Consider the following 25,202-nt stretch of genomic DNA (forward strand, 5'->3'; position numbering starts at 1 on the left):
ATACATAACGCCGCCGCGTAGTCAGGGCTCATATTCGGACCGAGAGTGATCGCTGGTCCTACACAGCGGATTGTTGAACGCTCGACGGCCCCGCTCCGAGCTGTTACGCTCACGATTCGGACAGTGATCAACGGCAATGCCCTTGCCCATCGCCAGGGGTGCGAGGGCGATTTCGCCGCGCGTCGCAAGGTGTAACAGACGGAGCCGAGACCACGGGGGACTGCGGCTGTGATGAACTTCGAGATCCTCGGCACGCTGGGGGTGAAAGGCCCGACAGGCACAGCCACCATCCGAGCGGCGCGGCAGCGCATCGTCCTGGTGATGCTGCTGCTCGAGGCGGGCCGGGTCGTCCCGGTCGACCGGCTGTCCACAGCCATCTGGGACGACGCCCCACCGCAGACCGCGCGAGGACAGATCCAGATCTGCGTCTCCGCGCTGCGGCGGGCGCTCGCCGACGTCGGCCTGCCGGACCGGCTGGAGACCTGCGCTCCGGGCTACCTGATCCACGCCGGGCCCGACGAGGTCGACCTGCTCGTCTTCGAGCGGCTCGTGGCAGAGGGCCGACAGAGCGCCGAGGAGCAGCGGCTCGATGAGGCGATCGGCCGCTACGAACGCGCGTTGAAGCTCTGGCGGGGCGACGCGCTGGCCGGGGTGGAGAGCCGGCTGGTGGCAGCTGCCGGCGCTCGCCTGGAAGAGATGCGGTTGCGGGCGGTCGAGGAGTTCATGGACCTGAGACTGCGCCAGAGCGGCCACCAGGAGATGATCGCCGAACTCGCCGACCTGGTGGCGTCCAACCCGCTGCGCGAACACCTGCGGGCGCAATTGATGCTCGCGCTGTTTCGCAGCGGTCGCCAGGGGGAGGCCCTGGCCTGCTACCGCGACGGTCGCCAGACACTCGTCGACGAGCTGGGCATCGAGCCGAGCGCCGAGCTGCGCGAGGTCGAACGTGCGGTCCTGGGCGGTGAAACCGACTATGAGCTGGATCCGAGGGCCGCGACCCAGCCTGCCGACGTCACGCCGGCCGACTACCGCCCGGCCCGGCTGCTCCCGCCCGACATCGGTGACTACACGGGCAACCGGCCGTTGCTCGACCGGCTCCAGGAGATAGTCACCGCGGAACCGGATGACGGGAACGCGGCGCCCCGGATCATCTCGGTCTCCGGCACCGGCGGTGTCGGCAAGTCCGCCCTGGCGATCCGGGTGGCACACGCGACGAAGGACTTCTTTCCCGACGGGCAGCTCTACGCCCGGCTCAACGGCAACAACACCCCGCTGGGCGCCGCCCAGGTCCTGGAGCGGTTCCTGCGTGCCCTCGGCGTACCGCACGTGATGATCCCCGGCGGCATCGAGGAGCGTGCCGAGACATTGCGAGCCCTGCTCTCCGGGCGGCGCGTGCTCATGGTTCTCGACGAGGTCGCGGACGAGGAGCAGGTCCGCATGCTGGTGCCCAACTCCGCCCCCAGCGTGGTCATCCTGACCAGCCGCCGCCGGCTCACCGCCTTGCCGGCGGCTCACCACGTGGAATGTCCCTTGCTCGAACCCAGCGACTCGGTCGAGTTGCTGGCACAGATCGCGGGGCCCGGTCGGATCTATGCCGAGCCGACCCAGGCGCTGCGACTGAGCAGTATGTGCGGCCACCTGCCGCTGGCGCTGCGCGCGGCAGGCGGGCGACTCCTCATCCGGCCCCACTGGACAGTGGCTCGGATGGCCGAGCGATTCGCCGACACGAGCCGGCGCCTCGACGAACTGTCGCATGGCGAACAGAGCCTCCGGGCCAACATCGCTCCCAGCTACGAGTGGCTCAGCGACCCGGCACGCCGACTGCTTCGGCTGCTCGGCGTGCTGGAGGCACGCGATTTCCCGGAATGGATCTGCGCACCCCTGCTCGGCTCGGACGACGACGCAGGTGCGGAGGCGCTCAGCGAGCTGGTGACGGCGCAGCTGCTGGAGGTCGAGACCCCGGTCGGCGGCCGAGCCCGGTTCCGGATGCACGGCCTGATCCGGATCTTCGCCGCAGAACGCCACGACGCGGAGGACCGAGCCGAGGATGGGGCCGAGGCGCTGCGCCGGGCTCTGGGCGCGTGGCTGTATGTCGCGGAAAAGGCCCACCGCAGCGAGTACGGAGGCGACCACACCGTCCTGCACAGTGACGCGGTTCGCTGGAAGGTCGATGAGACTCTCTGCGAAGAACTACTGGCCGACCCGCTCGAATGGTTCGCGGTCGAGAAGGATGCCCTGGTGGCGATGGTCGGTCAGGCCGCTGACCTCGGCGCCGACGACCTCTGCTGGGACCTCGCGGTGACGCTGGTGACCATTTTCGAGGTGCGGTCGGAATTCGTCGAGTGGCGGGCCACGCACGACAGCGCGCTCGCCGCGGTGCGGCGATCGGGCAACAAGTACGGCGAGGCCGCGGTCCTCTACTCCATGGGCGCCCTGGCTGCCGCGGAGTACCGCCTGGACGACGCGGCCCGGTTGTCCCGTGCCGCCGACGAGCTCTTCGTCGACCAACGGGTGCTGTACGGCCGGGCGCTCGTCCTGCGCAACCTGGCCTTCATCGATCGGGCGCAAGGCCGCCACGAGGAGGCCCGGCGCAAGTACGAGCAGGCGCGTGAGTGGTTCAGGTTCGCCGGTGACGTGATCGGGGAGGCCCACGTCTTGTCCGGGTTGGCCCAGCTGGCCGTCATCGCCCACGACCGGCGTGCTGCGCTCGGGCATCTCACCGAGGCGATCCGGCTCACCGAGGGACGGAGCCGCCGGATGGAGGCACAGTTGCGGTACCGCCTCGGCGAGGTGGCCCTGAAGGGTGACGACATCGGCACCGCGCTCGACTGCTTTCACGATGTCCTGGAGATCGTCGTCGAGTACGGCGACCGGATCGGCGAGGCCTACGCGCGCTACGGCCAGGGCCTGGCGCAGACCGCGGCCGGCGATGCGGATCGTGCCGTCGGCACGCTGCGCCAGGCGGGCAAGGTCGCCGCGGAGAGCGGCGACCGGATGGTGAGTGCCCGCATCCAGCTCGCCTGGGCAGAGGCCGAGTACGCGATCGGTTCGCGGGACATGGCCGCGCGCCTGGCCGGCGCCGCGCTGCAGAGCTTCCGTCAGTTGGGCGACCAGGTGTGGCAGGCCCGAGGTTTGCGCCTGCTCGGCGACACCATCGCGGACACCGCGACGGCGATGGCGGCCTGGCGGGAGGCGCTGACCATACTCGGTAAGGTCGATTCACAAGATGCCCGTGACCTCGCCGAGGAACTGGTACGCAGGCTCACCTCGGCCTCCTTGGCGTTCCAGGTCGGCGAGGCCTCCTGAGCGGTCCGGCGGGGCCGGGCAGATCTGCGGTCACCCCCAGTTGGTGTCAGTGCGGCCCGGGGCGGTGGCGTGGTGCGAGCGGGCCGGGGTGTTCGGGATCGAGTACATGGTCGTCACTCCTCGACGGGTGGGGCGGTGTGATCGCACGACTGTCTACCGTGGGCTCCCGGCGCCGTTCAGCCTCGGCTCGGAATGGGTGATCACCTTGGCGAGGCGGCTCACCGCCTCGTGCACGTCACCGGTGGTGACGCCGCAGTGGATGACCGCGCGGATCCGGCCGTGCCCGAAGGTGTTGACGGCGACGCCGGCACTGGCGGCCATCCGCACGACCTCTTCCGGGTCCCGTCCCGCGACCCGGAAAAGAATGCTGTTGGTCTGTGGTGGGTCCAGCGTGACACCCGGGATCGCGGCCAGCCCCTCGGCCATCAGCCGCGCGTGGGCGTGGTCCGTGCTCAGGCGCTCGGCCGCCTCGTCGATCGCCAGGATGCCGGCAGCGGCGATCACGCCCGCCTGTCGCATTCCGCCGCCGAGCATCTTGCGGATCCGGCGGACCCGCAGCAGCGTGGCCTCGTCGCCGGCCACCATTGAACCGATGGGTGCGGCGAGCCCCTTGGACAGGCAGAACTGCACCGTGTCGGCGTGCTGGGCCAGCTCGGCCGGCGGTACGCCGCGCGCCACCGCGGCATTGAAGATCCGGGCACCGTCCAGGTGCACCGCGACGCCGCGGGTCCGGGCCAGCGCGGCGACCTCGGCCGCGTACCCGTCCGGTAGCACCACCCCGCCGCAGCGATTCTGCGTGTTCTCCAGACAGATGACCGCCGCCGGGGCGAACTGTGGATCCTCGTCGTCCTCCGGGAACGCCGCGGCGATCGAGGCCAGTGGCAGAGTGCCGTCGGGAAGGTTGCGGATCGGCTCGTAGGAGATGCCACCGCATACCGTCGCGCCGGCCGCCTCGTACAGATAGATATCGGATTCCGACCCGACGATCGCCTTGGCCCCGCGCGGGGCGTGAGCCATCAGCGCAGCCAGATTGGCCATCGTCCCGCTCGGCATCAAACAGGCGGCCGCCTTGCCGAGGCGGTCGGCGGCCAGTCGCTCCAGTCGCAGCACGGTGGGGTCCTCGCCGTAGACGTCGTCACCGAGCGGGGCGGTGGCCATCGCCGAGCGCATCGCGGCAGAGGGCAGCGTGAAGGTGTCACTACGCAGTTCGATCATGGTTGACCTCGATTCGCAGATATCCGAGTGCGGCGTCCAGCGCCTTGCTGACCTCGTGGCCGGAGCTGCCCACCGCAATGACGTGCCCGAGCCGGTCATAGGCGTTACGCGGCGGACGAACGGCGGTCCCGGGTGCGGCCGTCACCGCCACGTCGACCACGCCCGGCGTCCGGCGGGCCGCAGTAGTGCCCTCGACGGCGGTGAGCCGGCCGGTGCGACCGGCGGTGAGGAACGCGATCCCGGCGGTGCGGTCCCGTGCCGGACTGAGCTGGACCGGGAGCCGGCACGCCGCGCGCAGGTGTTGCTCGACGATGTCCACCCCGGTGGCCAGCCGCACGAGCTCGGGGATCATGCCGCCGGCGGGGCGCGCGTTGATCTCGACGATGGACGGGCCTGCCGAGCCGAGCCGTACCTCGGTGTGCGTCGCGCCTTCCCGGATACCCGCCGCGGACAGGGCACGGGTGACCAAGGTCAGCACCTCGGCGTGCAGGGCCGGCGGAAGAGCCGCGGGGAAGACGTGCCGTGCCTCGACGAAGTGCGGCGGTGCGAGCGTGGACTTCGCCGTGACGCCGAGACAGGTGACCGTGGCGTCGTGGCTGAACATCTCCACCGACACCTCCGGCCCCGCCACGTACTCCTCGATCAGTGCCAGCCTGGCGGTCGCCTGGCCGCGCACGTTCGTGGTGACCGCCAGGATGCACTCGACCTGGTCCGCCGTCTCGGCGAGGTCGTGGCAGAGCCGGACGTTGTTCGAGCCGGAGTCGTCGATCGGCTTCACCACGCACGGCAGGCCGGTCACGGCGATCGCGGCCGGGATCTCGTCGGTGGCGGCGACCACGGCGTACCCGGGCTGGCGCACCTCGGCCGCGCTCAGCATCCGCCGTGTCGCCGCCTTGTCGCGGCACACGGCGATCGCCTCCGGCGGGTTGCCCGGCAGGTCGAACGAGGCGGTCAGCTCGCTGACCTGCGGCAGGTAGAAGTCGCTGGTGGTCGCGATGCCGGCGGGCGACGAGAGGTTCGCCTTGATCGTCCGGGCCAGCTCCGCAGTGTCGTCGGTGTCGCAGACCACGGTGCGGACGCGGACGTCGGGCAGCCCGCGGTAACGCTGGGGCGAGCTGGTGAACAACACCGGCTCCACGTCGAGGCGGGCGGCCGTCCGAATGGCCGTCATGCCGGTGCCCGTGGTGTTCGCCTCGATGAAGCCGAGCTGACGGCGGTGGTTCCGCCCGAGTTCGGCGAACGACCAGGCGGTCACCACGGTGCCGTACGGAACCTGCACCGGGTGGCTACGAGGCTGCGTCTCCGGCCGGTGCCGATAGACCGACTCCACGTACCGGTCGCCGCGGTCGGGGAAGATGCCCACCAGCGTCGTCCCTTCGGCGGCCTGCCGGGCCAGGTGGGTGAGGACCCGGTACACCGAGCCAGAAGTGTTGCCGGCGAAGATCTGCTGCTCCCGGGCCAGCGCCCGGGTCGCGGCGAACGCCTCGTCATCGGACAGCCAGTGCACCTCGTCGAGCACGGCGTAGTCGATGTTGTCCGGTTGCAGGCTGTTGCCCAGTCCGCTCTGCAGGCGCTCGGGACGGTCCGGTTGGGCGAACAGCATGCTGCCGACGGCGTCGACGCCGACGGAGGTCAGCTCCGGCCGGTCGGCGCGCAGCGCCGCCGTGGTCCCGCACAGCGAACCGCCGCTGCCCACCGCGCCGACGAGCACATCGAGGCCATCGATGTCCTTCAGGAGCTCGTCCGCCAGGGCGCGGTACGCCAGCGGGTTGTGCGGGTTGTGGTACTGCTGCGGCCAGAAGGCACCGGGCAGGTCGTCCATCAGGTGAGCGAGGCGTTCCAGCCGGGCACTCTGCCAGCCCGCTCCGGTCATCGCCTCGACGACGTGCACCGCGCAGCCCAGCGCCTCGAGCTTGGTCAGGGTGATCGGATCGATCCGGGGATCGGTGACGATGTGGACCGGATGACCGAGATGGTTGCCCACCAGCGCCAGCCCCAGCGCCATGGTGCCGGACGAGCTCTCCACGATCGGCGCGCCGTCGACCAGCGTGCCGGCCTCGCGTGCGCGCAGGACGACCTCCTTGGCCACCCGGTCCTTCATCGCCATCAGGTTCTGCATCTCGAGCTTGGCGTACGCCCGCACCCCGGGGGCTGCCGGAATCCGCAGCCGGACCAGCGGGGTATGTCCGATCGCCGCCGTCACCGAGTCAAACAACATGGTGTCCTCGCAGTTGGTCTTCCACGGCGTTCACCGCAGAGGTCGTCGCGGAGCGGCGGTGCCGTCCCCATGCCGCGTGCTCGTCGAGTTCGGCGCACTGGACGGCCAGGAGGCGACGTACCGCGTCCGCACCGGTTGATCCGTCGGACGTCCGTGACGCCAGGTCGGCGTCCACGTCGAACGCCTCGGTCAGCAGGTCCGTCGGCTCCGTCACCGGGTAGCCGGCGGCCAGCCGGCGCAACAGCGGCCCGTCGGGCTCGCCGGGGGAGCGGCCCGCGTCGACGGCCGCCGCGATGTACCGGCCGGCCACCACCTGCGCGTGCCGCCATGGCAGTCCCGCTCTCAGGGTGAGCAGATTGGCCAGCCGGAAGCCGCCGAGGTGGTCACCGGCGCACGCATCCCGCATCTGCTCGGGCCGGAAGCGGAGCTCGGCGAGCACGGTGCTGGTCAGCCGGAACACCGATCCAGCCTGGGCGAACAGCGCATTCAGGTGACTACCAGCCTCCTTGGAAACCTCGACCATGTTGGCGTACGGAGTCGCGCGCTGGACCATGGCCACATCGAGGTGCAGCGCCGTCAGGTGTGCGCTCCGGCCACGGATCCGTTCGAGCACCGGGAAGTTGCGCTTCTGCGGCATGGACGAGGAGATGCCCACCATCGAGTCCGGAAGGTCCACCAGGCGGTAGGCGCCGCTGGCCCACGCCATCAGGTCGGTGGCGAAGCGGCTGAGGACCACCCCGTAGGCGGACAGATCCCCGCTTACACGCAGCGCCCACCCACGGGAGGCCACCGCCATCAGGGCGTGCCGGGTCGGCCGATCGAAACCCAGGAGCGTCGCCATGCGGGGCAGGTCCCAGTCCAGCTGTTGACCGGCCATCGCACCGGCGCCGAGCGGGCACTCGTCGACCGCGTCGTAGGTCGCACGCATCTGCCGGATGGTCCGCAGCGACTCCTCGACCAGGGCGGCAAGGTAGAAGCCGGGCGTGACGACCTGAGCGGCCTGCAGGTGTGTGTATCCGGGCATCGGCAGGTCGACGCCGGCCGCCGCGCGGTCGGCGGCGGCCCGAGCCAGACCGACCAGACTCTCAATGAGCGCGGCGAGCTGCGATCGGCCGTACAGCAGTTGGGCGCAGGCCTGGAGATCGTTGCGGCTGCGGTCGACGTGCCATGCGGCCGGCACAGGTTCCGGTCCGCCCTGGACGTACCGTTCGATGGCGAACGCGAGGTCGGACATGTTGCCCTCCGGATCGGCGGTGATCTGTTCCGGGGTCAGCTCGTTCAGCCGAGAGACCAGCGCGGCCGACTGGGTGTCGTCGATCAACCCCATTCGCCGGTACTCCAGCAACAGGACCTTTTCGATCAGCACGTACCAGGGCAGGAGCGTGCGGGCTTCCTTCTCGAACTGCGGGCGCAGGATCTCTTCGTGCAGGACGTCGGCCGGGGGAGCGTCGACACGCCCGGTGAACCTCACCGGTCCGCCCCCTCCAACAGGCGACGCACCGTGGTCAGGAGTACGTCCGCCCCGGCCAGCAGATGTTCCGGCTCGGTGTGCTCACGGGGGGAGTGGCTGATCCCGTCCCGACTGGGTACGAAGATCATTCCGACCGGGCCCGCCGCAGCGACGATCTGCGCGTCGTGACCGGCGCCGCTGTGCATCGTCAGCACGGGAAGTCCGTGCTCGGCCGCGGCGTCGGTGATCGCGGCGCTGAGCCGGTGGTCGGTGCGGACGGGAGCGGCGCGCATGCGGACGTCCACCCGCGCGTCGATGCCGGGTCCCAGCGCGGCCACCGCCGCCAGGACGGCGCGTTCGGCGTTCGCCAGCCGATCGAGTGAGCCGTCCCGGATCTCCACGGTCAAGGTGACGGCGCCCGGGATCACGTTGGTCACGTTCGGCCGGACATCGAAACGGCCCACCGTCGAGACGGCGCAGAGCCGGCGCACCCGGGCGATGTCCTCGATGGCGAGCGTCAGGCGGGCACCGGCTACGAGCGCGTCGTGCCGATCGTCCATCGGGGTGGTTCCGGCATGATTCTGCTCGCCGGTGACCGTGATCTCGAAGATGTGGCGCCCGGTGATCGCCTCGACCAATCCGAGCGGGACACCGGCCCGTTGCAGCACCGGGCCCTGTTCGATGTGCAGCTCGAGGAAGCCGCCGAGCCGGCCGGCCGGCCACACGGCCGAGGACAGGGCGTCGATATCGCCCCCGGCAGCCCGCAAGGCGTCGCGCAGGGGAAGCCCGGCGCTGTCCACCAGACGCTCGGCATGTTCGATGGGACCGACCATCGCCTTCGATCCGAAGAAGGGGTACCCGAACTCGGCGCCCTCCTCGTTGGCGAAGGCGACCGCCACCGGCTCGTACGCAAAGGAGCCGTCTCGTTCGTCCAGCCGTGCCAAGGTCTCCAGGGCGGCCACGACGCCGTATGCCCCGTCGAGCCGGCCGCCGTGCACCACGCTGTCGAGATGCGATCCGAACAGCAGGACCGGCCGGTCCCGGTCCGCCTCCCGGCGTCCGATGAAGAGGTTCCCGGCCGCGTCGACGGTGGCGCGCAACCGGAGCATCCGCGAGCGCTCGCAGAGGTATCGCCGGGCGGCGTGATCCGCCTCGCTGAAGCCGGTCCGAGACACTCCGCCCAGCTCGTCCGCGCCGAATCGGGCCAGCTCCGCCAGGTGGGACAGGAACCGCCGACGGTCGATCATGGAAGCCGTCTGGTTGAGTTTCAGCACCGTGCACCTCCAGCCGCCTGGACTCCCTCGACCGCGGTCAGCGCGGAGGTGGTGTCGGGGCCGGCCAGGTGCGCGGACCACGCCACGAGATCCGTCAGCCCGGACCTGCCGCCACAGGTGATGCGGTGACCGCGTCCACCCGACCGGCGCCCGAATCGGTCGGCGGCGGCGGGCGCGCTGCGGTCCTGACTGCTGTTCGCGCCGCCGAGTACGCAGACCGACAACGGCGTTGGTGCTGCTGCCGCCATAGTGAACATGTCTATCCGCCGCCCTCTCGACAAGCCGGTTCACCCCAGCCGGTGGGTGGTGCAGCACCGATACTCACTGCCGGGCCTATCGGCGTGCTGTCGGCTCGTGCCGTCATGAGGACGCGATCGCAGGCCGACGGTCGACCGAGGCGGAAGCCCGGCGAAAGCCATGGTTCGTACAACAGTCGTGACGGTCGTGGTGTCGGTGGGACGGCTTCAGCAGCGACCGCCGGCCACCGCGTCGGACCGCATCGCCGAGGGGGAGTGACCACCGTATGCGCTATCTGGAGCCGCCGGAGGTCGATCTATTCCTGCAGGATCTGCGGGACGGGCCGTCGCGGCGGTTCCGCCGGGTCGTCGTCCGCTATGCGTCCGACGGGATAAGTGTCGACAGTCTGGCGGCGGCCCAACAGCGATTGATCGACGACGTACCCGAACTGGCCGATCGGGTCCGTCGTGACCAGGGTGGCTGGCGCTACGAGCCGTGCCCCGTAGCGCCGGAGGTCTATGTGGAGACCCATCAGATCGACATCGAGGACGAGGCCGCCCGCACGCGGCTGAACCTCGAGCGTGACCGCCCGCTGGATCCGGTGATGGGCCCGCTCATCCGGATCAGTGTGCTGCGTTACCGCTCCGGTGACGCGCACCTGCTGCTGGCGCTGCACGAACTGGCCGCCCGGATGCGCTCGTCCAGGGCGGTGATGCGGTCGTTACTGGCAGTCGCCACCCCGGTTTCCCCGCCGGCTGGGTGACCTCACCGCCACAGACCAACTGGCCGGCTGCTCACGGGCAGCCGGCCAGTTCGTCGTGCGGGACGAGGGCTACAGCGGGGCGACCAGCCGATCACCGGCGTGGTCGACCACGAACTGGTCGATCGCGGCGATGGACCGGAAGTTGCGGATGTCGAGGTCGTCCCCGGCCACCGTGATGCCGAACGTCTGCTCCACGAACATGATGACCTGCACGGCGAAGAGGGAGTTCACGTAACCGTTGGCGAAGATGTCCTCGTCGTCGGCGATGCCGTCGGCCTGCCGCCGGACGAACGCACGGATCGCGTCCAGGTGGTTCTGCATGTCAGTTCCTTTCCGGAACGGTTGTGGGGTCCGTGGTGCGGTAGTCGAAGAGGCCCTGCCCGGTCTTGCGGCCCAGGTGACCGGCGTCGACGAGCTTCCGCAGCAGCAGGCTCGGGCGGTACTTGGGTTCGTTGAAGTTCTCCAGGAGGACGTCGAGCGAATAGAGCACGGTGTCCAGGCCGATGAGGTCGGCGGTGGCCAGTGGTCCCATGCGGTGCCCGAAGCACTGGACGAAGAGCCGGTCGATCTCGGCCGCCGGTGCCACGCCTTCCTGCAACAGGCAGATGGCCTCGTTGACCATCAGCATCATGGCGCGATTCGTGACGAAGCCGGGCGAGTCCTCGACCACCGCAGTGTCCTTGCCGAGCCGGGAGATCAGGTCACGGGTGAAGACGATGGTCTCGGGCGAGGTGTGGAAACCGCGGATGACCTCGACCAGCGGCTTGAGCGGCACCGGATTCATGAAGTGGGTGCCGACGACCCGGTCGGCCCGCTCGGTCAGCCCGGCGATGCGGGTGATCGGGATCGCGGACGTGTTGACCCCGAAGACCGCGGCGGGCTTGCACATCTCGTCCAGCTCTCGGTACACCCGCTGCTTGAGCGAAAAGTTCTCGGTGATGTTCTCGACCACGAAGTCGGCGTCGGCCACGTCAGCGAGCTCGGTGCTGAACGTGATCGCCGCCAGCGTTGCGCCCGGTGTGCTCTCCGGCGTACCACCGAACATGCCGAAGAGCCGCACGTTACGCGCTATCTCTTCGGCCGCTCGGTCGAGAGCGGGTTTGCCGATGTCCACCAGGGTCACGTGGTGGCCGCCGGCGGCGAAGGCGTGCGAGACGCCGATCCCCATGGTTCCCGCCCCGATGACGGCGATGTTCTCTAGCACGGGTAATCCCCTGTCAGTTGTCATGACTTATCGGCCGTCAGGCGCGGCGAGCAACTCGGCGACCCGGGCGGGCCAGCCGGCCGGGTCGAGTCCGTGCTGACACACGACGGCATAGGCCAGCCGCTCCAGGCCGAATCCGGCACACGCGGAGTGCGCGACCTCCCCGTCGGACATGTGGATGCCGAAGGCCGATCCGAAGGTGCGCTCGTGGAGGTTGAACGACCCGACCGCGATGTCCCGGCTGCCGCCGACGTCGAGCCGCAGCTCGTACTTGAGCTCGAGCAGACGCTGCGAGGTGGCGCGGGCGGCCACGTCGAGATCGCCGAAGAACGGATCGCTCGCCACCTCGCACCGGCCGCTGAGGCCGAGATCCTCGGTGAGACCCAGAATGCGGTCGAGGAGGCGCTGCCGGCCGGCTGTCACATGGTCGCGGTCGCCCAGGAAGACGATCTCCCGGATGGTGAAGTCCCAGAGCCGCTCCAGACCGCTGTGGTACTTCTCCTCGTGGCGGAACGACTTGCCGCGGGCGGTCACCACGCCGGCGTCCTCCGGCAGCGTTCCGTCGGCGTGCTGGTGGAAGGTGTGATAGCACATGGTCGGAGGGAGGCAGTAGTCCACGCCGGCGCACCGGTCGAGCACATCGGGCACCATCGCTCCGCCGGTGCTGGTGTCCGTCACGAAGTCGCGGTAGACGTCTCGATCGCTGTGCAGGCGGCTGACGAACATCAGGTACTGCGGGAAGGACGTCAGGTAGCCGCAGCGGTGCATCACGGATGCCGGGATCAGCGTCGGGTAACGCTGTTCGCGCGCGCGGAACTCGTCCACGACGATGTCGCGAATCGTGTCGTCGAGGGCGTCCATCAGGTGCAGCATCTGTGGGCCCAGCGCCACCTGGCCCTGGCCGGAAGGCGACGCCTCCCCGTCGGCCATGAGCCGGTCGAAGGTCCCGTCCGGGACGGGACGCTCGGCCGGGGAGGACCAGATGACCTTCGGTGGACGGGTCAGCTGGCTCAGGACATCGTCGTTCAGTACAGCGTTGACCTTGCGCCGGACCTGGTCGACGTCTCCCTGGTCGGCCACTGTCAGGTCGACGGCGGTGACCTCATCGCCGTTCCGGACGAAGCGGAAGTTGAGGATGTCAGCGGTGGCGAAGAAGATCCGGCGGCCGAACTCCTCGGCGGAAACAGACGACAGCGGCTGTTCCATGGCGATGGTGAGGGTGGTCAAGAGATGCCTCCTCGGGCATGACAGGTCGCGAGCCGGCTGTTCATGCGGGCAGGCCGATCAGCGAAGCGATGATGTTGCGCTGGATCTCCGAGGTGCCGCCGTAGACCGTGCCGGCCAGCGCGTCGCGTACTTCACGTTCGATCGGCTGGTCCTCGACATAGCCTCGGGCGCCATGGATCTGCAGGGCTGCCAGAGCGGAATCGACGAGACCTTCGCTGGCGTACAGCTTGAGCATCGCCGCCTCCAGCATCGCCATCCGGCCCTCCCGCTTGAGCCAGCCGACCTTGTACAGCAGCAGGCGGGCCAGCTCCAGACGGACTCGCATGTCAGCGATGGGATGTGAGACGCCCTGGAAAGCGGCGATCGGTCGGCCGAACTGCCGGCGCGCACTGGCATGCGCCACGGACCGCTCCATGACCCGCTGGAGGGCGCCGACCTGGGCGGCGAACATGAAGCCGCGCTCGTACTCCATCGCCGACGTGAAGAGCCGGTATCCGCCACCGGCAGCGCCGAGCAGGTAGTCCTCCGGGATCACGCAATCCTCGAACCTGACCTCGCCCATCGGGGTCCCGCGCAGACCGGCCTTACCGATCTCGCGGACGACCCGGACGCCCGGCGTCGACGCCGGGACGATGAAGGCCGACAGCCGCCCCTGCGGCGCCGCATCGGGTTCGGTAACGGCGAAGACCACGAACAGATCGGCCACCGGTGCGTTGCTGATGAAACACTTGGTTCCGGTGAGGAGGTACTGACCGTTCTCCTCGACGGCCCTGGTGGTCACCGACAGGGCGTCAGAGCCCACGTCCGGCTCGGTGAGCGCGTGTGCGCCGATCGTCGAGCCGTCGATCAGGCCCGGCAGGAACTGCTTGCGCTGCTGCGGGGTGCCGTGCTCAGCGATGTACACGGCGCAGGCCCAGACGTGGTTGTTGATCGCGAAGACCAGACCATTGTCGGCGCATCCGTAGGCGAGCGCCTCGAAGGCGACGACGCAGCTGAGTGGATCCAGTCCGGCGCCTCCGTACTCGGCCGGGAAGGGCCAGCCCAACACCCCGAACCGGGCACACTCGTCCCACCCCGCACGGTCGAACCGTGCCTCGCGGTCGTTCGCACCGGCCTGCTCGCCCAGGCTTGCCTGCGCGAATTCGATGATCTCGGTGCGCAGCCGGCGTTGGTCCTCGTTCAGCGCGAAGTCCATGATTTTCCCCTCTCGGCGTCCGCCGGCCCGGATCCGGCCGCGGTGGGTTCCCAGGCGCCGTTCGCCCAGGCGTGTGCCAGCACCCGGGCCATCGCGGCCACCTCGCCATGGTCGTTGCCGCGGCTGGTCAGGGTGGCGACGACCGGTGGTGTCCCCGGGCCGCGGGGACGCGCGGGGTGCTGGTTGGCGAGCGAGGTGAGCATCTGCCCGGCACCGACCTCGACCGCCAGCACGCGCGGCATCCCCCACATGCGCGCCAGGTTGCCGGCGAACTGGACCGGCTGGCAGAGGTGCCGGGCCCAGTAGCCGGGCGAGCAGGCTTCCTCGTCGGTCAGCCAGTCACCGGTGACGTTGGAGAGCACCGGGATGCTCGGCGGCGTGAGGGGAATGTTCTCCAGCAGACGCTCCAGCGGCCGGGCGACCGGATCCATCAGCGGGGAGTGGAAGGCGTGCCGGGCCGGCGCCGGAAGAGTGGCGACACCCGCAGAGGTCAGCCGTTCCGCCAGCCGGGCGACGGCCGAGGGCGTCCCTGACACCTGACACAGCCCGGCGCCGTTCACTGCGGCGAGCCACAGGTCGTCTCCGAGATGCTCGGCCAGGTCGCCCGGATCCAGCATCACGACCAGCATGGCGCCGGCCGGTACCTCCTCGATCAACGCCGCTCGGCGCGTGACCAGGGTCAGTGCGTCCCGGATGTCCAGCACTCCGGCCACGCAGGCCGCAACGTACTCCCCGATGCTGTATCCGACCAGCGCGGCGGGTCGGACGCCCCAATGCAGCAGGAGCCGCGCGAGGCAGTACTCCAGGGCGAAGACCAGCGGTTGCGCGAGGCTGGTCCGGCTGAGAGGACCGCCGGCATCCCGCTGGAGGAGCTCCCGCAGGGACCACCCGGTCGGGCCCGACTCGTCGGTGAGCAGCAGCTCGCGCAGATCCTGATCGAGAAGGGGGCGGAGCATCTCGCTGACCCGGTCGAGCTCGGCCCGATAAGCGGGTACGGCGTGATAAAGGTCGCGGCTGAGACCGGGACGCTGGTCGCCCACGCCGGGGAACATCAGCACCACCGAAGCAGGCGGGACGGGCCGGCCACGGGCGACGAGCCACGAATCCCCGCCGTCGAGCAGTTCGGTGCAATGTGCCGCATCGCGTCCGAGCGCCACGACACGATCCTCGTCCGGCACACCGGGTCGTCGCCGCAGGAGCCAGCCCTCGGCGGCCACGGTGCTGGGGCCCGTGGCTTCTGGCGATGGGATGTTCGTCGTGTCGGTCATTCGGGATTCCCCTTCGCGCGCCGGGTCGGTTATCCGTCCATGCTTCGGCGCAGCGACAGCGGGCGCATGTCCGACCACACCTCGTCGATGTGGCTGAGGCAGTCATCCTTGGTGCCGGTCGTGCCGTCGGGCTGCCAGCCGTCCGGAGGGGTCCGGTGCAGCGGCCAGATGGAGTACTGCTCCTCGTCGTTGATCACGACCTGGAACTGCTCCGTGGTGCTCATCTCGTTGTCCTTCCGGTCAGCTGCGCGCCATGCGCAGCACGTCCTCGTCACTCAGGGCGGCGACCTGGCGCTCGACCAGCTCCTCGATACGGGCGGCCACCGCCTCCACCGTCGGATGCTCGAAGAGCAGGTTCATCGGGATGTCGGTGCCGAAGGTGCGGATCATCTGGCTGGTGGTCCGGATGGCCAGCAGGGAGTGCCCGCCGAGAGCGAAGAAGTTGTCGGTGGCGCCTACCCGCGGGGCACCCAGCATGTCCTCCCAGATCCGGGCCACCACCTTTTCCGGTGGTGTCCGGGGGGCCACGTGCTCGTCCTGCTCGACCGCCGCAGGCGTCGGCAGTGCCTGCCGGTCGAGCTTGCCGCTGGGCAGTCGGGGCAGGTGGTCGAGCAGTTCGATGGCCGACGGCACGGCATATCCCGGAAGGGTCGCGGCGGCATGCTCGCGCAGCCGGGCGGCCGTCAGGCCAGGCTGGTCGACCACCAGGAACAACGCGATACGGGCGTCGCCGGACGGCCCGCGCCAGGTGGTCGCGGCGGCATCGGACACTCCGTCGCATCCCCGCATCACGGCCTCGATCTCGCCCAGCTCGATCCGTACCCCGCGGATCTTGACTTGCCGGTCCTGACGGTCGAGATAGTGGAGCCGGCCGGCACGGTCACGGCGGCCGCGGTCGCCGGTGCGGTACACCCGTTCGCCGGGCCGCCACGGATGAGGCAGGAAGGCTGCCGCCGTGCGCCCGGGCGCGTGGAGGTAACCGCGGGCCAGGCCGATTCCGCCGATGTAGAGGTCGCCCGCTTCGTCGTCCGGGACAGCCTGCATGCGGTCGTCGAGGACCAGGACCTCGTTGCGGTCGATCGGACGGCCGATGCTGACCGAGGCGACCGGCCCGGAGCGGTCCTCAGGCGTGCAGGTATGACAGGTCGAGTCGATCGAGACCTCGGTGGCGCCCCAGGTGTTGTCGAGGGTCACCGTGTCCCCGAAGCGGGCCAGGAACCGCTCGGCCAGCCGGGCGGGCAGCGCCTCGCCGCTGGACAGCACGCTGCGGAGTCGGTGCAACCGGTGGACATCGGCGTCGGTCAGCTCGTCGAGGACCAGCTCCAGCATCGACGGTACGAAGTTCAGGTGTACCGCCTCGTACCTGATCGCCGCGTCGATGATCGCGCGAGGGTCACGGTGCGCGCCCGGCGCCAGCATCGCGGTCCGGCCACCGGCGGCCAGTGGCCAGAACAGCTCCACCGCGGCGTCGTCGAAGGTCAACGTCGTCTTGTGCAGAACCGTCTCGGCGGGACTCAGCGGGTGGTGCCGCTGCATCCAGTCCATCCGGTTCGTCCAGCCCCGGTGCGTGCAGGCCACCCCCTTCGGGTGCCCCGTCGAGCCGGACGTGTAGTAGACGGCGCAGAGGCCGTCCGGGTGGACGTCCGGCAGTGCGGGTCCCGGGGTGGGCCCGGCGACGCTGAACGGCAGGACGACGGCGACCGACCGGAGCGCCTCGGCCGTGCTGGCGATCTCGCCGGGCCCGGCCAGACAGATCCGGGCCCGCGCGTCGGCGACCAGTTGCCGGGTCCTGGCCGGTGGGGTGCCGGGCTCGATCGGCAGGTAGGCCGCGCCGGCGCGGAGGATCCCGAGCAGCGCCGTCACCATGGCCGCCGACCGGTCCGGCACGATCGCCACCACGTCGTCCGTACGGGTTCCCCCGGCGACGAGGGCGCCGGCGATCCGATCCGCTCCCGAGACGAGGTCGCGGTAGGTGAGGGCGGTGTTCCCGTCGATCACGGCGATCGCATCCGGCGTCCGGTCACTCTGCGCCACGACGGCCGAGTGCAGGATGGCCCTTGGCTTGGTCATGCCGGCGACGTTGCCCGGTCGACCTATCGAGGCCCTGTTCGATCCCTGTCGGCACCGGATGCCGCTCCGGTCCCGGGGGGATAGGGCGCCGATAGACCGTGGATAGCCGGCCTCGGGATGGTGCGGCCATGCGAGCGAACCCCCATGACACGGTCGACAGTCTGTTTCGAGCCCAGGTCGCGGCCACGCCGCAGGAACCGGCCATCACCGCGGACGGTGTGACGTTGTCGTACACGGACCTCGACGCACGGGCTTCGGCGGTCGCCGCGGCCCTGCGCCGGCGGGGGTTCGGGCCGGAGACCCCGATCGGTCTGTGCGCCGAGCGGAGTGTGGCGATGATGGCCGGCCTGCTGGGCATCATCCGGGCCGGCTGCGCGTACGTGCCGCTGGACCCGGACTATCCGGTCGACCGGCTGGCGTTCATGCTGACCGACACCGCGGCGCCGGTGGTCCTCACCCACGACGGTCTGATGAACGGTAACGGCGCCGGCGTACCGGTGCTCGACATCGACTCGCTTCCGCCGGGCGAGGCACCCCCGTCGCCCGCCGATCCGGACAACTTGGTCTACGTCATCTACACCTCGGGATCGACCGGCCGCCCGAAAGGGGTGCTGGTCCCCCACCGCGGGGTCGTCAACCGGCTGTTGTGGCACCAGCGCGTGCGACCCATCGGCCCCGGCACCACGATCCTGCAGAAGACACCGATCAGCTTCGACGTGTCCGCCTGGGAGTTGTTCTGGCCGCTGGTGAGCGGTGCCCGGTTGGTCCTTGCCCGGCCCGGCGGACACCGCGATCCGGCCTATCTGGCGCAGATCATCGCAGCCGAGAGAGTGGACATCGTCCATTTCGTACCGTCCATGCTCGCCCAGTTCGTCACCGAGCCCGCCGTGGCGAATCTCGACTGCGTCAGCGATGTCTTCTGCACCGGCGAGGCACTGCCGCCCGATCTGGCCGACCGGGCCGCCAAGCTGATGTCGGCGCAGGTGCACAACATGTACGGGCCGACCGAGACCTCGATCGAGGTGTCGGCGCACACCTGGCAGCCGGGCAGTGACGGGACGAGCGTTCCGATCGGTGACCCGATCGACAACGTGACCTGGTACGTGCTGGACGACAACTTCGAACCGGTGCCGGCCGGTACAGAGGGTGAGCTGTACATCGGCGGCGTCGCCGTCACCCGCGGGTATCACCGCCGGGCCGACCTGACCGCCGACCGGTTCCTGCCCGACCCGTTCGCGGGCGGCGGGCACCGGATGTACTGCACCGGTGACGTGGTCCGCGCGCTGCCGGGCGGGCAGTTGGACTATCTGGGTCGCGTCGATCACCAGGTGAAGATCAATGGAAACCGGATCGAGCTGGGAGAGATCTCCGCCGTACTGCGCGGTCACCCTGCGGTGGCCGATGCCGTCGTGGTGACGCACAGCGAGAACCAGCACACCCGCCTGGTGGCCTACGTCGTCGGTACGGGTGACCGTCCCCTGCCCGGTCGCGACGAGCTGGAGTCGTGGTTGTCCCGCGACCTCCCGGCCTACATGCTGCCGGCGATGTACCTGCCGCTGGCGCACATTCCGTTGACCACCAGCGGCAAGGTCGATCGGGCGGCCCTGCCCGTACCCATGCTGACCCGCGCCGACCTGCGATCGCCGTACTCACCCCCGGAGAACCCGACGCAGCGGACCCTGACCGCGGTCTGGAGCGAGGTGCTCGGCCTGGCCGAGCTCGGCATCGACGACGACTTCTTCGCACTGGGTGGCGACTCGATCTCCGCGCTGCAGATCATCGTCCGCACCCGGGATGCCGGGCTGCAGACGACTGCCGCGCAGATCCTCGGTCTGCGGACCGTCCGCCGGCTTGCCGACGAGGTCGTTCCGACCACGGGTGCCCCGGCGGTCGCCGGTCACGTCGAGGACCCGGCGCTGGCCGAGCTACGCAACCGCGCCGACATCGCCGACGCGTACCCGCTCACCTCGATGCAGGCCGGCATGCTCTTCCACAGCGAGCTGTCCGAGGACAGCGGGGACTATCACCAGCAGACGGTGATCGACGCCGTTGCGCCCGTCGACGACGAGGCGCTGACCGCGGCCCTCCAGGACCTGGTCGACACGCACCCGGTGCTGCGGAGCCGGGTCCAGCTCGAGGGGGTCGCCGACCCGACCCAGGTGGTGCTGCGGCGGTTCGCGCTTCCGGTCCGGAAGATCGACTGGCGAGACCGCCCGGACGCCGAACGCCCGGCTCTCTTCGCCGCGTTCCTCCGGGAGGACCGGTTAGCGTCGTTCGATCTCGTCTCGGCGCCACCTGTGCGCGCCACTCTCATCGACTTCGGAGCCCACACCCGGCTGGTCCTCAGCCACCATCACCTGATCCTGGACGCCTGGAGCCTCGCCACGCTGACCGAGCAACTCGGCGTCGCATACGCTGCTCGGCGTGCCGGGCGCCGCGCGGAGATCCACGGCGTGCCGTACCGGCGTCTCACCGACTGGCTCCGCGCTCAGGATCGCGGACCCACCGAGGACTTCTGGCGCGCGTACCTGGCCGGCCTGACCGAGCCGACGGCCTGGGAGGTGCACGGTTCGGGCCACGACACCGCCACGGACGGGACGATCGGCGAGGTCACCATGGACGTCGACGGCCCGCTGCTGGCCCGACTGCGTGCGGCCTCCCGGAACGCGGGGTTGACCGCCAGCACGCTGGCGCACGGGTTCTGGGCGCTGCTGCTGGTGGTCTACAGCGGACAGGACGAGGTGGTGTTCGGGTCGACGGTGGCGGGGCGACCGGCCGACCTGCCCGCGGTGGAGGACATGGTCGGCCTGTTCATCAACACCATTCCGGTACGTGCCTGCTACCACGGGAGCGACACCCTGGCCGGCTGGCTGAACGACCTGCAGACCGACCTGGTGCGGATGCGCGATCACGCGCACGCGGCGCTGCCGGACATCCAGGCGGTGAGCGACATGCCGAGGGGCACGCCGTTGTTCGACACCATCGTCATCGCCCAGAACCAGCCGGGCACCGGTCCGGCCGCGCACGCTGCGGGTCTGCGCCTGGCCGAGACGTACGAGCGCACCGGCTATCCGCTGATCCTGATGGTGGAGGAGCAGCCGGACCGGATCCGCTTCCTCCTTCGCCACCAGTTGCGCGCCGTGCAGCCCGAGACCGCGCGACGCATCGCCGACCACCTGCGTACGGTGGCCGAAGCGTTCGCCGAGGAACCCGGCCGGCTGCTCCGCGACACCTCCGTGCTGAGCCGGGCCGAACACGACCGTCTGCTGAGCATCAACGACACCGTGGTGCCCGGCCCCGACGATGCCACCATCCATGGCCTGTTCGAGGAACAGGTCCGCCGCACGCCGAACGCCGCTGCGCTGCTCTGGGGCGAGCAGACGATGACGTACCGGGAGCTGAACGCCAGGGCGAACCGGCTGGCCCGTCACCTGAAGGGCATCGGTGTCGGTCCGGAGAGCCTGGTCGGCGTGATCGTCGAGCGCAGCCCCGAGCTGCTGGTCACCCTGCTCGCGGTGCTGAAGGCGCAAGCCGCGTACGTGCCCCTGGCGCCGGACAACCCGGCCGCGCGGGTCCGCACCATCATGGCCGACGCCGGGCTGTCCCATGTGGTGTCCCAGGACCAGTACCAGACCTTGCTGACCGACCCACCTGGACAGGTATGCCTGCTCGACCGCGACGCCGAGCTGATAGCTGAGCAGGACGACACCGACCCGCCCGGGGCCCGGCACGCCGACCAGCTCGCCTACGTCATCTACACCTCGGGCTCGACGGGACGACCCAAGGGGGTGGCCTGCCACCATCGCGGCCTCGTCAACTACTTGCGGTTCTGCGCCGATCGGTACACGGGCGGGCGCGACGGCGGCACGGCTCTCTTCTCATCCGTCGGATTCGACATGATCGTGCCGAACCTCTACACCCCACTGCTGCTCGGCCGACCGGTCCGCCTGCTGCCGGAAGGGCTCGACCCGGCGCAACTGGCCGCGGAACTGGTGCGCGGTGGCCCGTACAGCTTCCTCAAGATGACCCCGGGTCACCTGGAGCTGCTCACCCAGCAACTCACCGCCGCGGAGGCGGCTGGACTGGCGGGGGTGCTCGCCGTCGGTGCGGACGCGTTTCCGTCTTCCGCGTTGCGCCGCTGGCGGAGCCTCGCTCCGGACAGTGACATCCTCAACGAGTACGGTCCGACCGAGGCGTCCGTGGCGAACTCGGTGTACACGCCGGTGGGTGATCCAGTCGATCGGGATCTGCTGCCGATCGGTAGTCCGATCCCGCACACGACGATGTACGTACTCGACCGAAATCTGGCCCCGGCGCCGGTCGGCGTGCCGGGGGAGATCTACATCGGCGGCGTCTGCCCGGCCCGGGGTTACCTGCACCAACCCGGCTTGACCGCGGAGCGTTTCCTGCCCGATCCCTACACCGGTCGCCCCGGCATGCGGATGTACCGCACCGGCGACCGGGGCTACCAGCTGCCCGACGGCAACGTGCAGTTCCAGCGCCGACTCGACGACCAGGTGAAGATCCGCGGGTACCGGGTCGAGACCGGCGAGATCGAACAGCATCTGGCCACCCATCCCGGCGTCGAGCGGGCGATCGTGTTGGCCCGGTCGGATCAGCAGAATCGCCGCCAGCTGGTCGCCTACGTCGTCGGTAGCGGTACCGGTACCGACGACGCAGGCGGCGTGCCCGGCGCGGGTGAACTGCGCGAGTTTCTCGGCCGGCTCCTGCCCGGCTACCTGATCCCTTCGCTGTTCGTGGCGATCGACGCGGTGCCGCTGGACGCCAACGGCAAGGTCGAGCGTCGGGCGTTGCCCGCCCCGGACCTCGTCGCGGAACCCGCCGACCGGGGATACGACGCCCCTCGCGACGAGGTGGAGGTGCGGGTCGCGGCCATCTGGGCCGCAGCACTGGGCCTCGATCGGGTCGGTGTCCACGACAACTACTTCGAACTCGGCGGCGACTCCATCCTGACGATCCAGATCATGGCCGCGGCCCGCGCGGAGGGCCTGGAGATCACGCCGAGGCTCATCTTCCGGTATCCGACGGTGGCCACCCTCGCGGCGCACACCGAGCCGGTGGCGACCGCCTCGGACGCGGCCGGGGCGGAGGCCGGCGACATCGGCGGCACCCTGCCACCGACGCCGATGCAAGCCTGGTTCCTGAATTGCGACCTGGCCGACGCACACCACTACAACCAGTCCGTCCTGCTGGAGACCGAGATCGAGGACCCGACGGTGATAGCCGAAGCGCTGCGCGCCGTCGTGAACAGGCACCCGGCGCTGCGGGCGCGCTTCACCCGGACCGATGCGGGCTGGCAGCAGCACATCGAGCCACCCGGGGATGCCGACCTGTTGATCCACGAGTCGATCGCCGACGACGAGGAACTCTCGGCCGTCGCGGACCGGGTGCAGGCAAGCCTCGATCTGACCCGCGGACCCTTGCTACGCGCAGCGCTCGTCACGCGCCGGGACCGGCCGGCCAACCTGATCGTCGTCGTCCATCACCTCGCGGTCGACACGGTGTCCTGGCGGTTCCTGGTCGAAGACCTGGCGGCGGCGTGTGACACCGACGGGCAGGACGCCGCCCTGCCGGCCACGGAGGTGCACCCCGGCGTGTGGGCCGCAGCGCTCAAGCGGCGCGCTGACGACCCGACGGTGCTGGCTCTGTGTGACCGGCTCACCGTGCCGACCGGGACCGCGCTGCCCGGCGACCCGGACGCGGGCTCCGACCTCGTCGGCGCCGCCAGCACCGTGCGCGCCGAGCTCGGCGTGAAGGACACCCGGCTGCTGCTGAGCGGCGCCCCCGCCGCCCGGCACGTGCAGGTCGAGGACGTGCTGCTGACCGCCCTCGCCCGGGCCCTGCGGGACTGGGCCGGTGGATCGGTGCGGGTGGACGTCGAGCGGCACGGCCGCGACCATCCCCTGCCCGGCATCGACATCTCCCGTACGGTCGGCTGGTTCACCTCGGTGGTGCCGTTCGCACCGTCGATCGACGGCGATGACCTCGGCGCCGCACTCGACACCGTCAAGGAACATCTCCGCTCGATGCCCCACGGCGGCTTCGACCATGCCCTCCTGCGTCACCTCAGTACCAGCCCGCAGGCGGATCGGTTGCGCGCCGAGCAGGACGCCGAGGTGGTGTTCAACTATCACGGCCGGGTGACACCGCCGTCCGCCACCGGTCCGCTGCGCATGCTGGCACCGGTGTGCGGCGCCGACCGTGCACCCGGGCAGCGCCGTACCCATCCGATCGAGATCGAGGCCGAGATCCGCGAGGACCGGCTCCTGGTCGATTGGACCTACCCTCCGGAGCGGCTGGCGGAGTCGAGCGTGGTGACGGTGGCCGAGCGGTTCCTCGACCACGTCAACGAACTGGTGCGGTACTGCGTCGCACACCCCGGCGGGCACACTTCCTCCGACTTCCCGCTCGCCCGCCTGACCGACGACGAAGTCCGCCTCATCACCTCCGGGCCCGGAGTCGTCGAGGACGTCTATCCGCTCACCACCACCCAGGCCGGCATGCTGTTCCAGACTCTTCTGCGCCCGGACGAGGGCGTCTACATCGACCAGCAGAACCTCCGGCTGACCGGTGCGGTGGACCTGGCTCTGTTCGAGCGGGCCTGGCGCGAGGCCGCGGGCCGGCACGCAATCCTGCGGACCACCGTGGACTGGCAGAGCGGGCAGGAACCGGTTCAGGTCGTCTGGCGGGAACCGGAACTGTTCATCCGTACGGTGGACGATGCGGCCGGAGTCGCGGTCGCCGAGCGGAGTACGGGCATGACCCTCGACCGGGTGCTCTGGAAACTGGTGCTGAGCCGTTCGGAGGACGCCGTCACCGGCATCCTCACCTATCACCATCTGCTGCTCGACGGATGGAGTGTCGATCTGCTCCTGCGCGACGTGATGGCGGTCTACACGGCGTTGCTGGAGGGACGACCGGCCCGCCTGGAGCCCGCGACGGCCTTCCGCCAGTACGTCGGCTGGCTCGGGACGTTGGATGCCGTCGAATCGGGCCGGTACTGGGCCACCCAGCTGCACGACGTCACTGAGCCCACCCCGATGCCGGTTCCGGCACCGCAGGCGGAGCGCCGGGGGAGCGACTACGTGACGCTCAGCCTCACCGACGAGCAGACGCGGACCGTCCGGGCATACGCGCGCGGACACGGGCTCACCCTGGCCAGTGTGGCCACTGCCGCCTGGGCGACAGCGCTCGGTCACCTGACCGATCGCGACGACGTGCTCTTCGGCTGCACCGTCTCCGGGCGCACCGCCGCATTTCCGGGGGCCGACCGGGTCGTCGGGCCGATGCTCAACACGTTGCCCGTCCGGGTGCGCCTCGACGCCGGAATGGCGGTGCCCGCCTGGCTCGACGACGTCCAGGCGCAGATGGTGCGTATGCAGGAGCACGAGAACTCGCCCCTCAGCGAGGTCCAGGAGTGCACCGGGATCCCGCGCGGGGTGCCGCTGTTCCACAGCATCGTGGTGACCGAGACGCTGTCGCCGACGGTCTGCACCGGCCGGGCCACGCTCACCGTGGCCGGCGCAGTGGAGAGCACTGAGTATCCGCTGGTCGTCAACGTGGTTGACGCTGATCGGCTGCGGTTGGAGCTGCTCTACGACCGCCGCTGGTACGACGCCCCAGCCGCTGCGACCGTTGCGCACACCTTCCTCGAGGTGCTGCGCGCCCTGTGCGCCGGCGACGCCGAGACCCTCGGCGAGATCATGGTCGGGTCGATGCCCATGCCGATGTCCATCGCCAACGGGCAGGGGTGA

The 25,202-nt window shown here is 70.1% G+C and carries 14 protein-coding genes; 3 read left to right on the forward strand and 11 right to left on the reverse strand.

The window, feature by feature from the left end:
* The first annotated feature begins 231 nt into the window (after window positions 1-231).
* On the forward strand, window positions 232-3,306 hold the full coding sequence (locus AB0J36_RS11480) for a BTAD domain-containing putative transcriptional regulator (protein WP_357128442.1): 3,075 nt from the start codon (window positions 232-234) through the stop codon (window positions 3,304-3,306).
* A gap of 153 nt (window positions 3,307-3,459) precedes the next feature.
* On the opposite strand, the gene AB0J36_RS11485 is transcribed toward AB0J36_RS11480, so the two are convergent.
* Genes AB0J36_RS11485 through AB0J36_RS11500 form a run of 4 tightly spaced genes read right to left on the reverse strand, consistent with a single transcriptional unit; the run spans window position 3,460 to window position 9,436 of the window.
* Complete coding sequence (locus AB0J36_RS11485; protein ID WP_281593044.1) at window positions 3,460-4,521, reverse strand: GntG family PLP-dependent aldolase; 1,062 nt, start codon at window positions 4,519-4,521, stop codon at window positions 3,460-3,462.
* Entirely contained in the window at window positions 4,505-6,739 is a 2,235-nt protein-coding gene (locus AB0J36_RS11490; protein WP_357174176.1) for a pyridoxal-phosphate dependent enzyme, read from the reverse strand. The genes AB0J36_RS11485 and AB0J36_RS11490 overlap by 17 nt, the downstream gene beginning before the upstream one ends.
* Window positions 6,729-8,210 (reverse strand): lyase family protein, encoded by a 1,482-nt coding sequence (locus AB0J36_RS11495; RefSeq protein WP_357392384.1) that lies wholly within the window; start codon window positions 8,208-8,210, stop codon window positions 6,729-6,731. The genes AB0J36_RS11490 and AB0J36_RS11495 overlap by 11 nt, the downstream gene beginning before the upstream one ends.
* Window positions 8,207-9,436, reverse strand: a complete 1,230-nt coding sequence (locus tag AB0J36_RS11500) for a Zn-dependent hydrolase (RefSeq protein ID WP_281594089.1) — start codon at window positions 9,434-9,436, stop codon at window positions 8,207-8,209. The genes AB0J36_RS11495 and AB0J36_RS11500 overlap by 4 nt, the downstream gene beginning before the upstream one ends.
* 550 nt (window positions 9,437-9,986) lie before the next feature.
* Between AB0J36_RS11500 and AB0J36_RS11505 the strand changes: the two genes are divergently transcribed.
* Window positions 9,987-10,463: a hypothetical protein gene (locus tag AB0J36_RS11505; RefSeq protein ID WP_141714744.1), complete on the forward strand. Its 477-nt coding sequence runs from the start codon at window positions 9,987-9,989 to the stop codon at window positions 10,461-10,463.
* 69 nt (window positions 10,464-10,532) lie between these two features.
* On the opposite strand, the gene AB0J36_RS11510 is transcribed toward AB0J36_RS11505, so the two are convergent.
* From AB0J36_RS11510 to AB0J36_RS11540, 7 genes are read right to left on the reverse strand one after another with little or no spacing between them, the layout of a single operon-like run.
* Window positions 10,533-10,784 (reverse strand): phosphopantetheine-binding protein, encoded by a 252-nt coding sequence (locus tag AB0J36_RS11510; RefSeq protein WP_357128455.1) that lies wholly within the window; start codon window positions 10,782-10,784, stop codon window positions 10,533-10,535.
* A 1-nt stretch (window position 10,785) separates the two neighbouring features.
* Window positions 10,786-11,667, reverse strand: coding sequence for a 3-hydroxyacyl-CoA dehydrogenase NAD-binding domain-containing protein (locus AB0J36_RS11515; RefSeq protein WP_357392385.1), 882 nt, complete (start codon window positions 11,665-11,667; stop codon window positions 10,786-10,788).
* Window positions 11,668-11,694: 27 nt separating this feature from the next.
* Window positions 11,695-12,894, reverse strand: a complete 1,200-nt coding sequence (locus AB0J36_RS11520) for a hypothetical protein (RefSeq protein ID WP_091606468.1) — start codon at window positions 12,892-12,894, stop codon at window positions 11,695-11,697.
* Window positions 12,895-12,934: 40 nt separating this feature from the next.
* Window positions 12,935-14,089: an acyl-CoA dehydrogenase family protein gene (locus AB0J36_RS11525; protein WP_357128461.1), complete on the reverse strand. Its 1,155-nt coding sequence runs from the start codon at window positions 14,087-14,089 to the stop codon at window positions 12,935-12,937.
* Window positions 14,074-15,357 carry an acyltransferase domain-containing protein gene (locus AB0J36_RS11530; RefSeq protein ID WP_357128464.1) on the reverse strand — a complete coding sequence of 428 codons (1,284 nt, stop codon included), beginning with the start codon at window positions 15,355-15,357 and terminating at the stop codon, window positions 14,074-14,076. The genes AB0J36_RS11525 and AB0J36_RS11530 overlap by 16 nt, the downstream gene beginning before the upstream one ends.
* Before the next feature lie 29 nt (window positions 15,358-15,386).
* A complete protein-coding gene (locus AB0J36_RS11535; protein ID WP_091606459.1) occupies window positions 15,387-15,581 on the reverse strand; it encodes an MbtH family NRPS accessory protein in 195 nt (64 codons plus the stop codon).
* A gap of 16 nt (window positions 15,582-15,597) precedes the next feature.
* Window positions 15,598-17,427, reverse strand: coding sequence for a non-ribosomal peptide synthetase (locus AB0J36_RS11540; protein WP_091606456.1), 1,830 nt, complete (start codon window positions 17,425-17,427; stop codon window positions 15,598-15,600).
* Window positions 17,428-17,555: 128 nt separating this feature from the next.
* Here AB0J36_RS11540 and AB0J36_RS11545 point away from each other — a divergent pair, with 128 nt between their 5' ends.
* Window positions 17,556-25,202: an amino acid adenylation domain-containing protein gene (locus tag AB0J36_RS11545; protein ID WP_357392386.1), complete on the forward strand. Its 7,647-nt coding sequence runs from the start codon at window positions 17,556-17,558 to the stop codon at window positions 25,200-25,202.

It is taken from the genome of Micromonospora sp. NPDC049662 (assembly GCF_040675055.1).
Taxonomy (GTDB): Bacteria; Actinomycetota; Actinomycetes; order Mycobacteriales; family Micromonosporaceae; genus Micromonospora.

Coding starts and splice junctions, on each gene's coding strand:
- AB0J36_RS11500 (WP_281594089.1), bottom strand. CDS start 9,436: ATGATCGACCGTCGGCGGTTCCTGTCCCACCTGGCGGAGCTGGCCCGA.
- AB0J36_RS11485 (WP_281593044.1), bottom strand. CDS start 4,521: ATGATCGAACTGCGTAGTGACACCTTCACGCTGCCCTCTGCCGCGATG.
- AB0J36_RS11505 (WP_141714744.1), top strand. CDS start 9,987: ATGCGCTATCTGGAGCCGCCGGAGGTCGATCTATTCCTGCAGGATCTG.
- AB0J36_RS11510 (WP_357128455.1), bottom strand. CDS start 10,784: ATGCAGAACCACCTGGACGCGATCCGTGCGTTCGTCCGGCGGCAGGCC.
- AB0J36_RS11480 (WP_357128442.1), top strand. CDS start 232: ATGAACTTCGAGATCCTCGGCACGCTGGGGGTGAAAGGCCCGACAGGC.
- AB0J36_RS11540 (WP_091606456.1), bottom strand. CDS start 17,427: ATGACCAAGCCAAGGGCCATCCTGCACTCGGCCGTCGTGGCGCAGAGT.
- AB0J36_RS11525 (WP_357128461.1), bottom strand. CDS start 14,089: ATGGACTTCGCGCTGAACGAGGACCAACGCCGGCTGCGCACCGAGATC.
- AB0J36_RS11490 (WP_357174176.1), bottom strand. CDS start 6,739: ATGTTGTTTGACTCGGTGACGGCGGCGATCGGACATACCCCGCTGGTC.
- AB0J36_RS11545 (WP_357392386.1), top strand. CDS start 17,556: ATGCGAGCGAACCCCCATGACACGGTCGACAGTCTGTTTCGAGCCCAG.
- AB0J36_RS11530 (WP_357128464.1), bottom strand. CDS start 15,357: ATGACCGACACGACGAACATCCCATCGCCAGAAGCCACGGGCCCCAGC.
- AB0J36_RS11535 (WP_091606459.1), bottom strand. CDS start 15,581: ATGAGCACCACGGAGCAGTTCCAGGTCGTGATCAACGACGAGGAGCAG.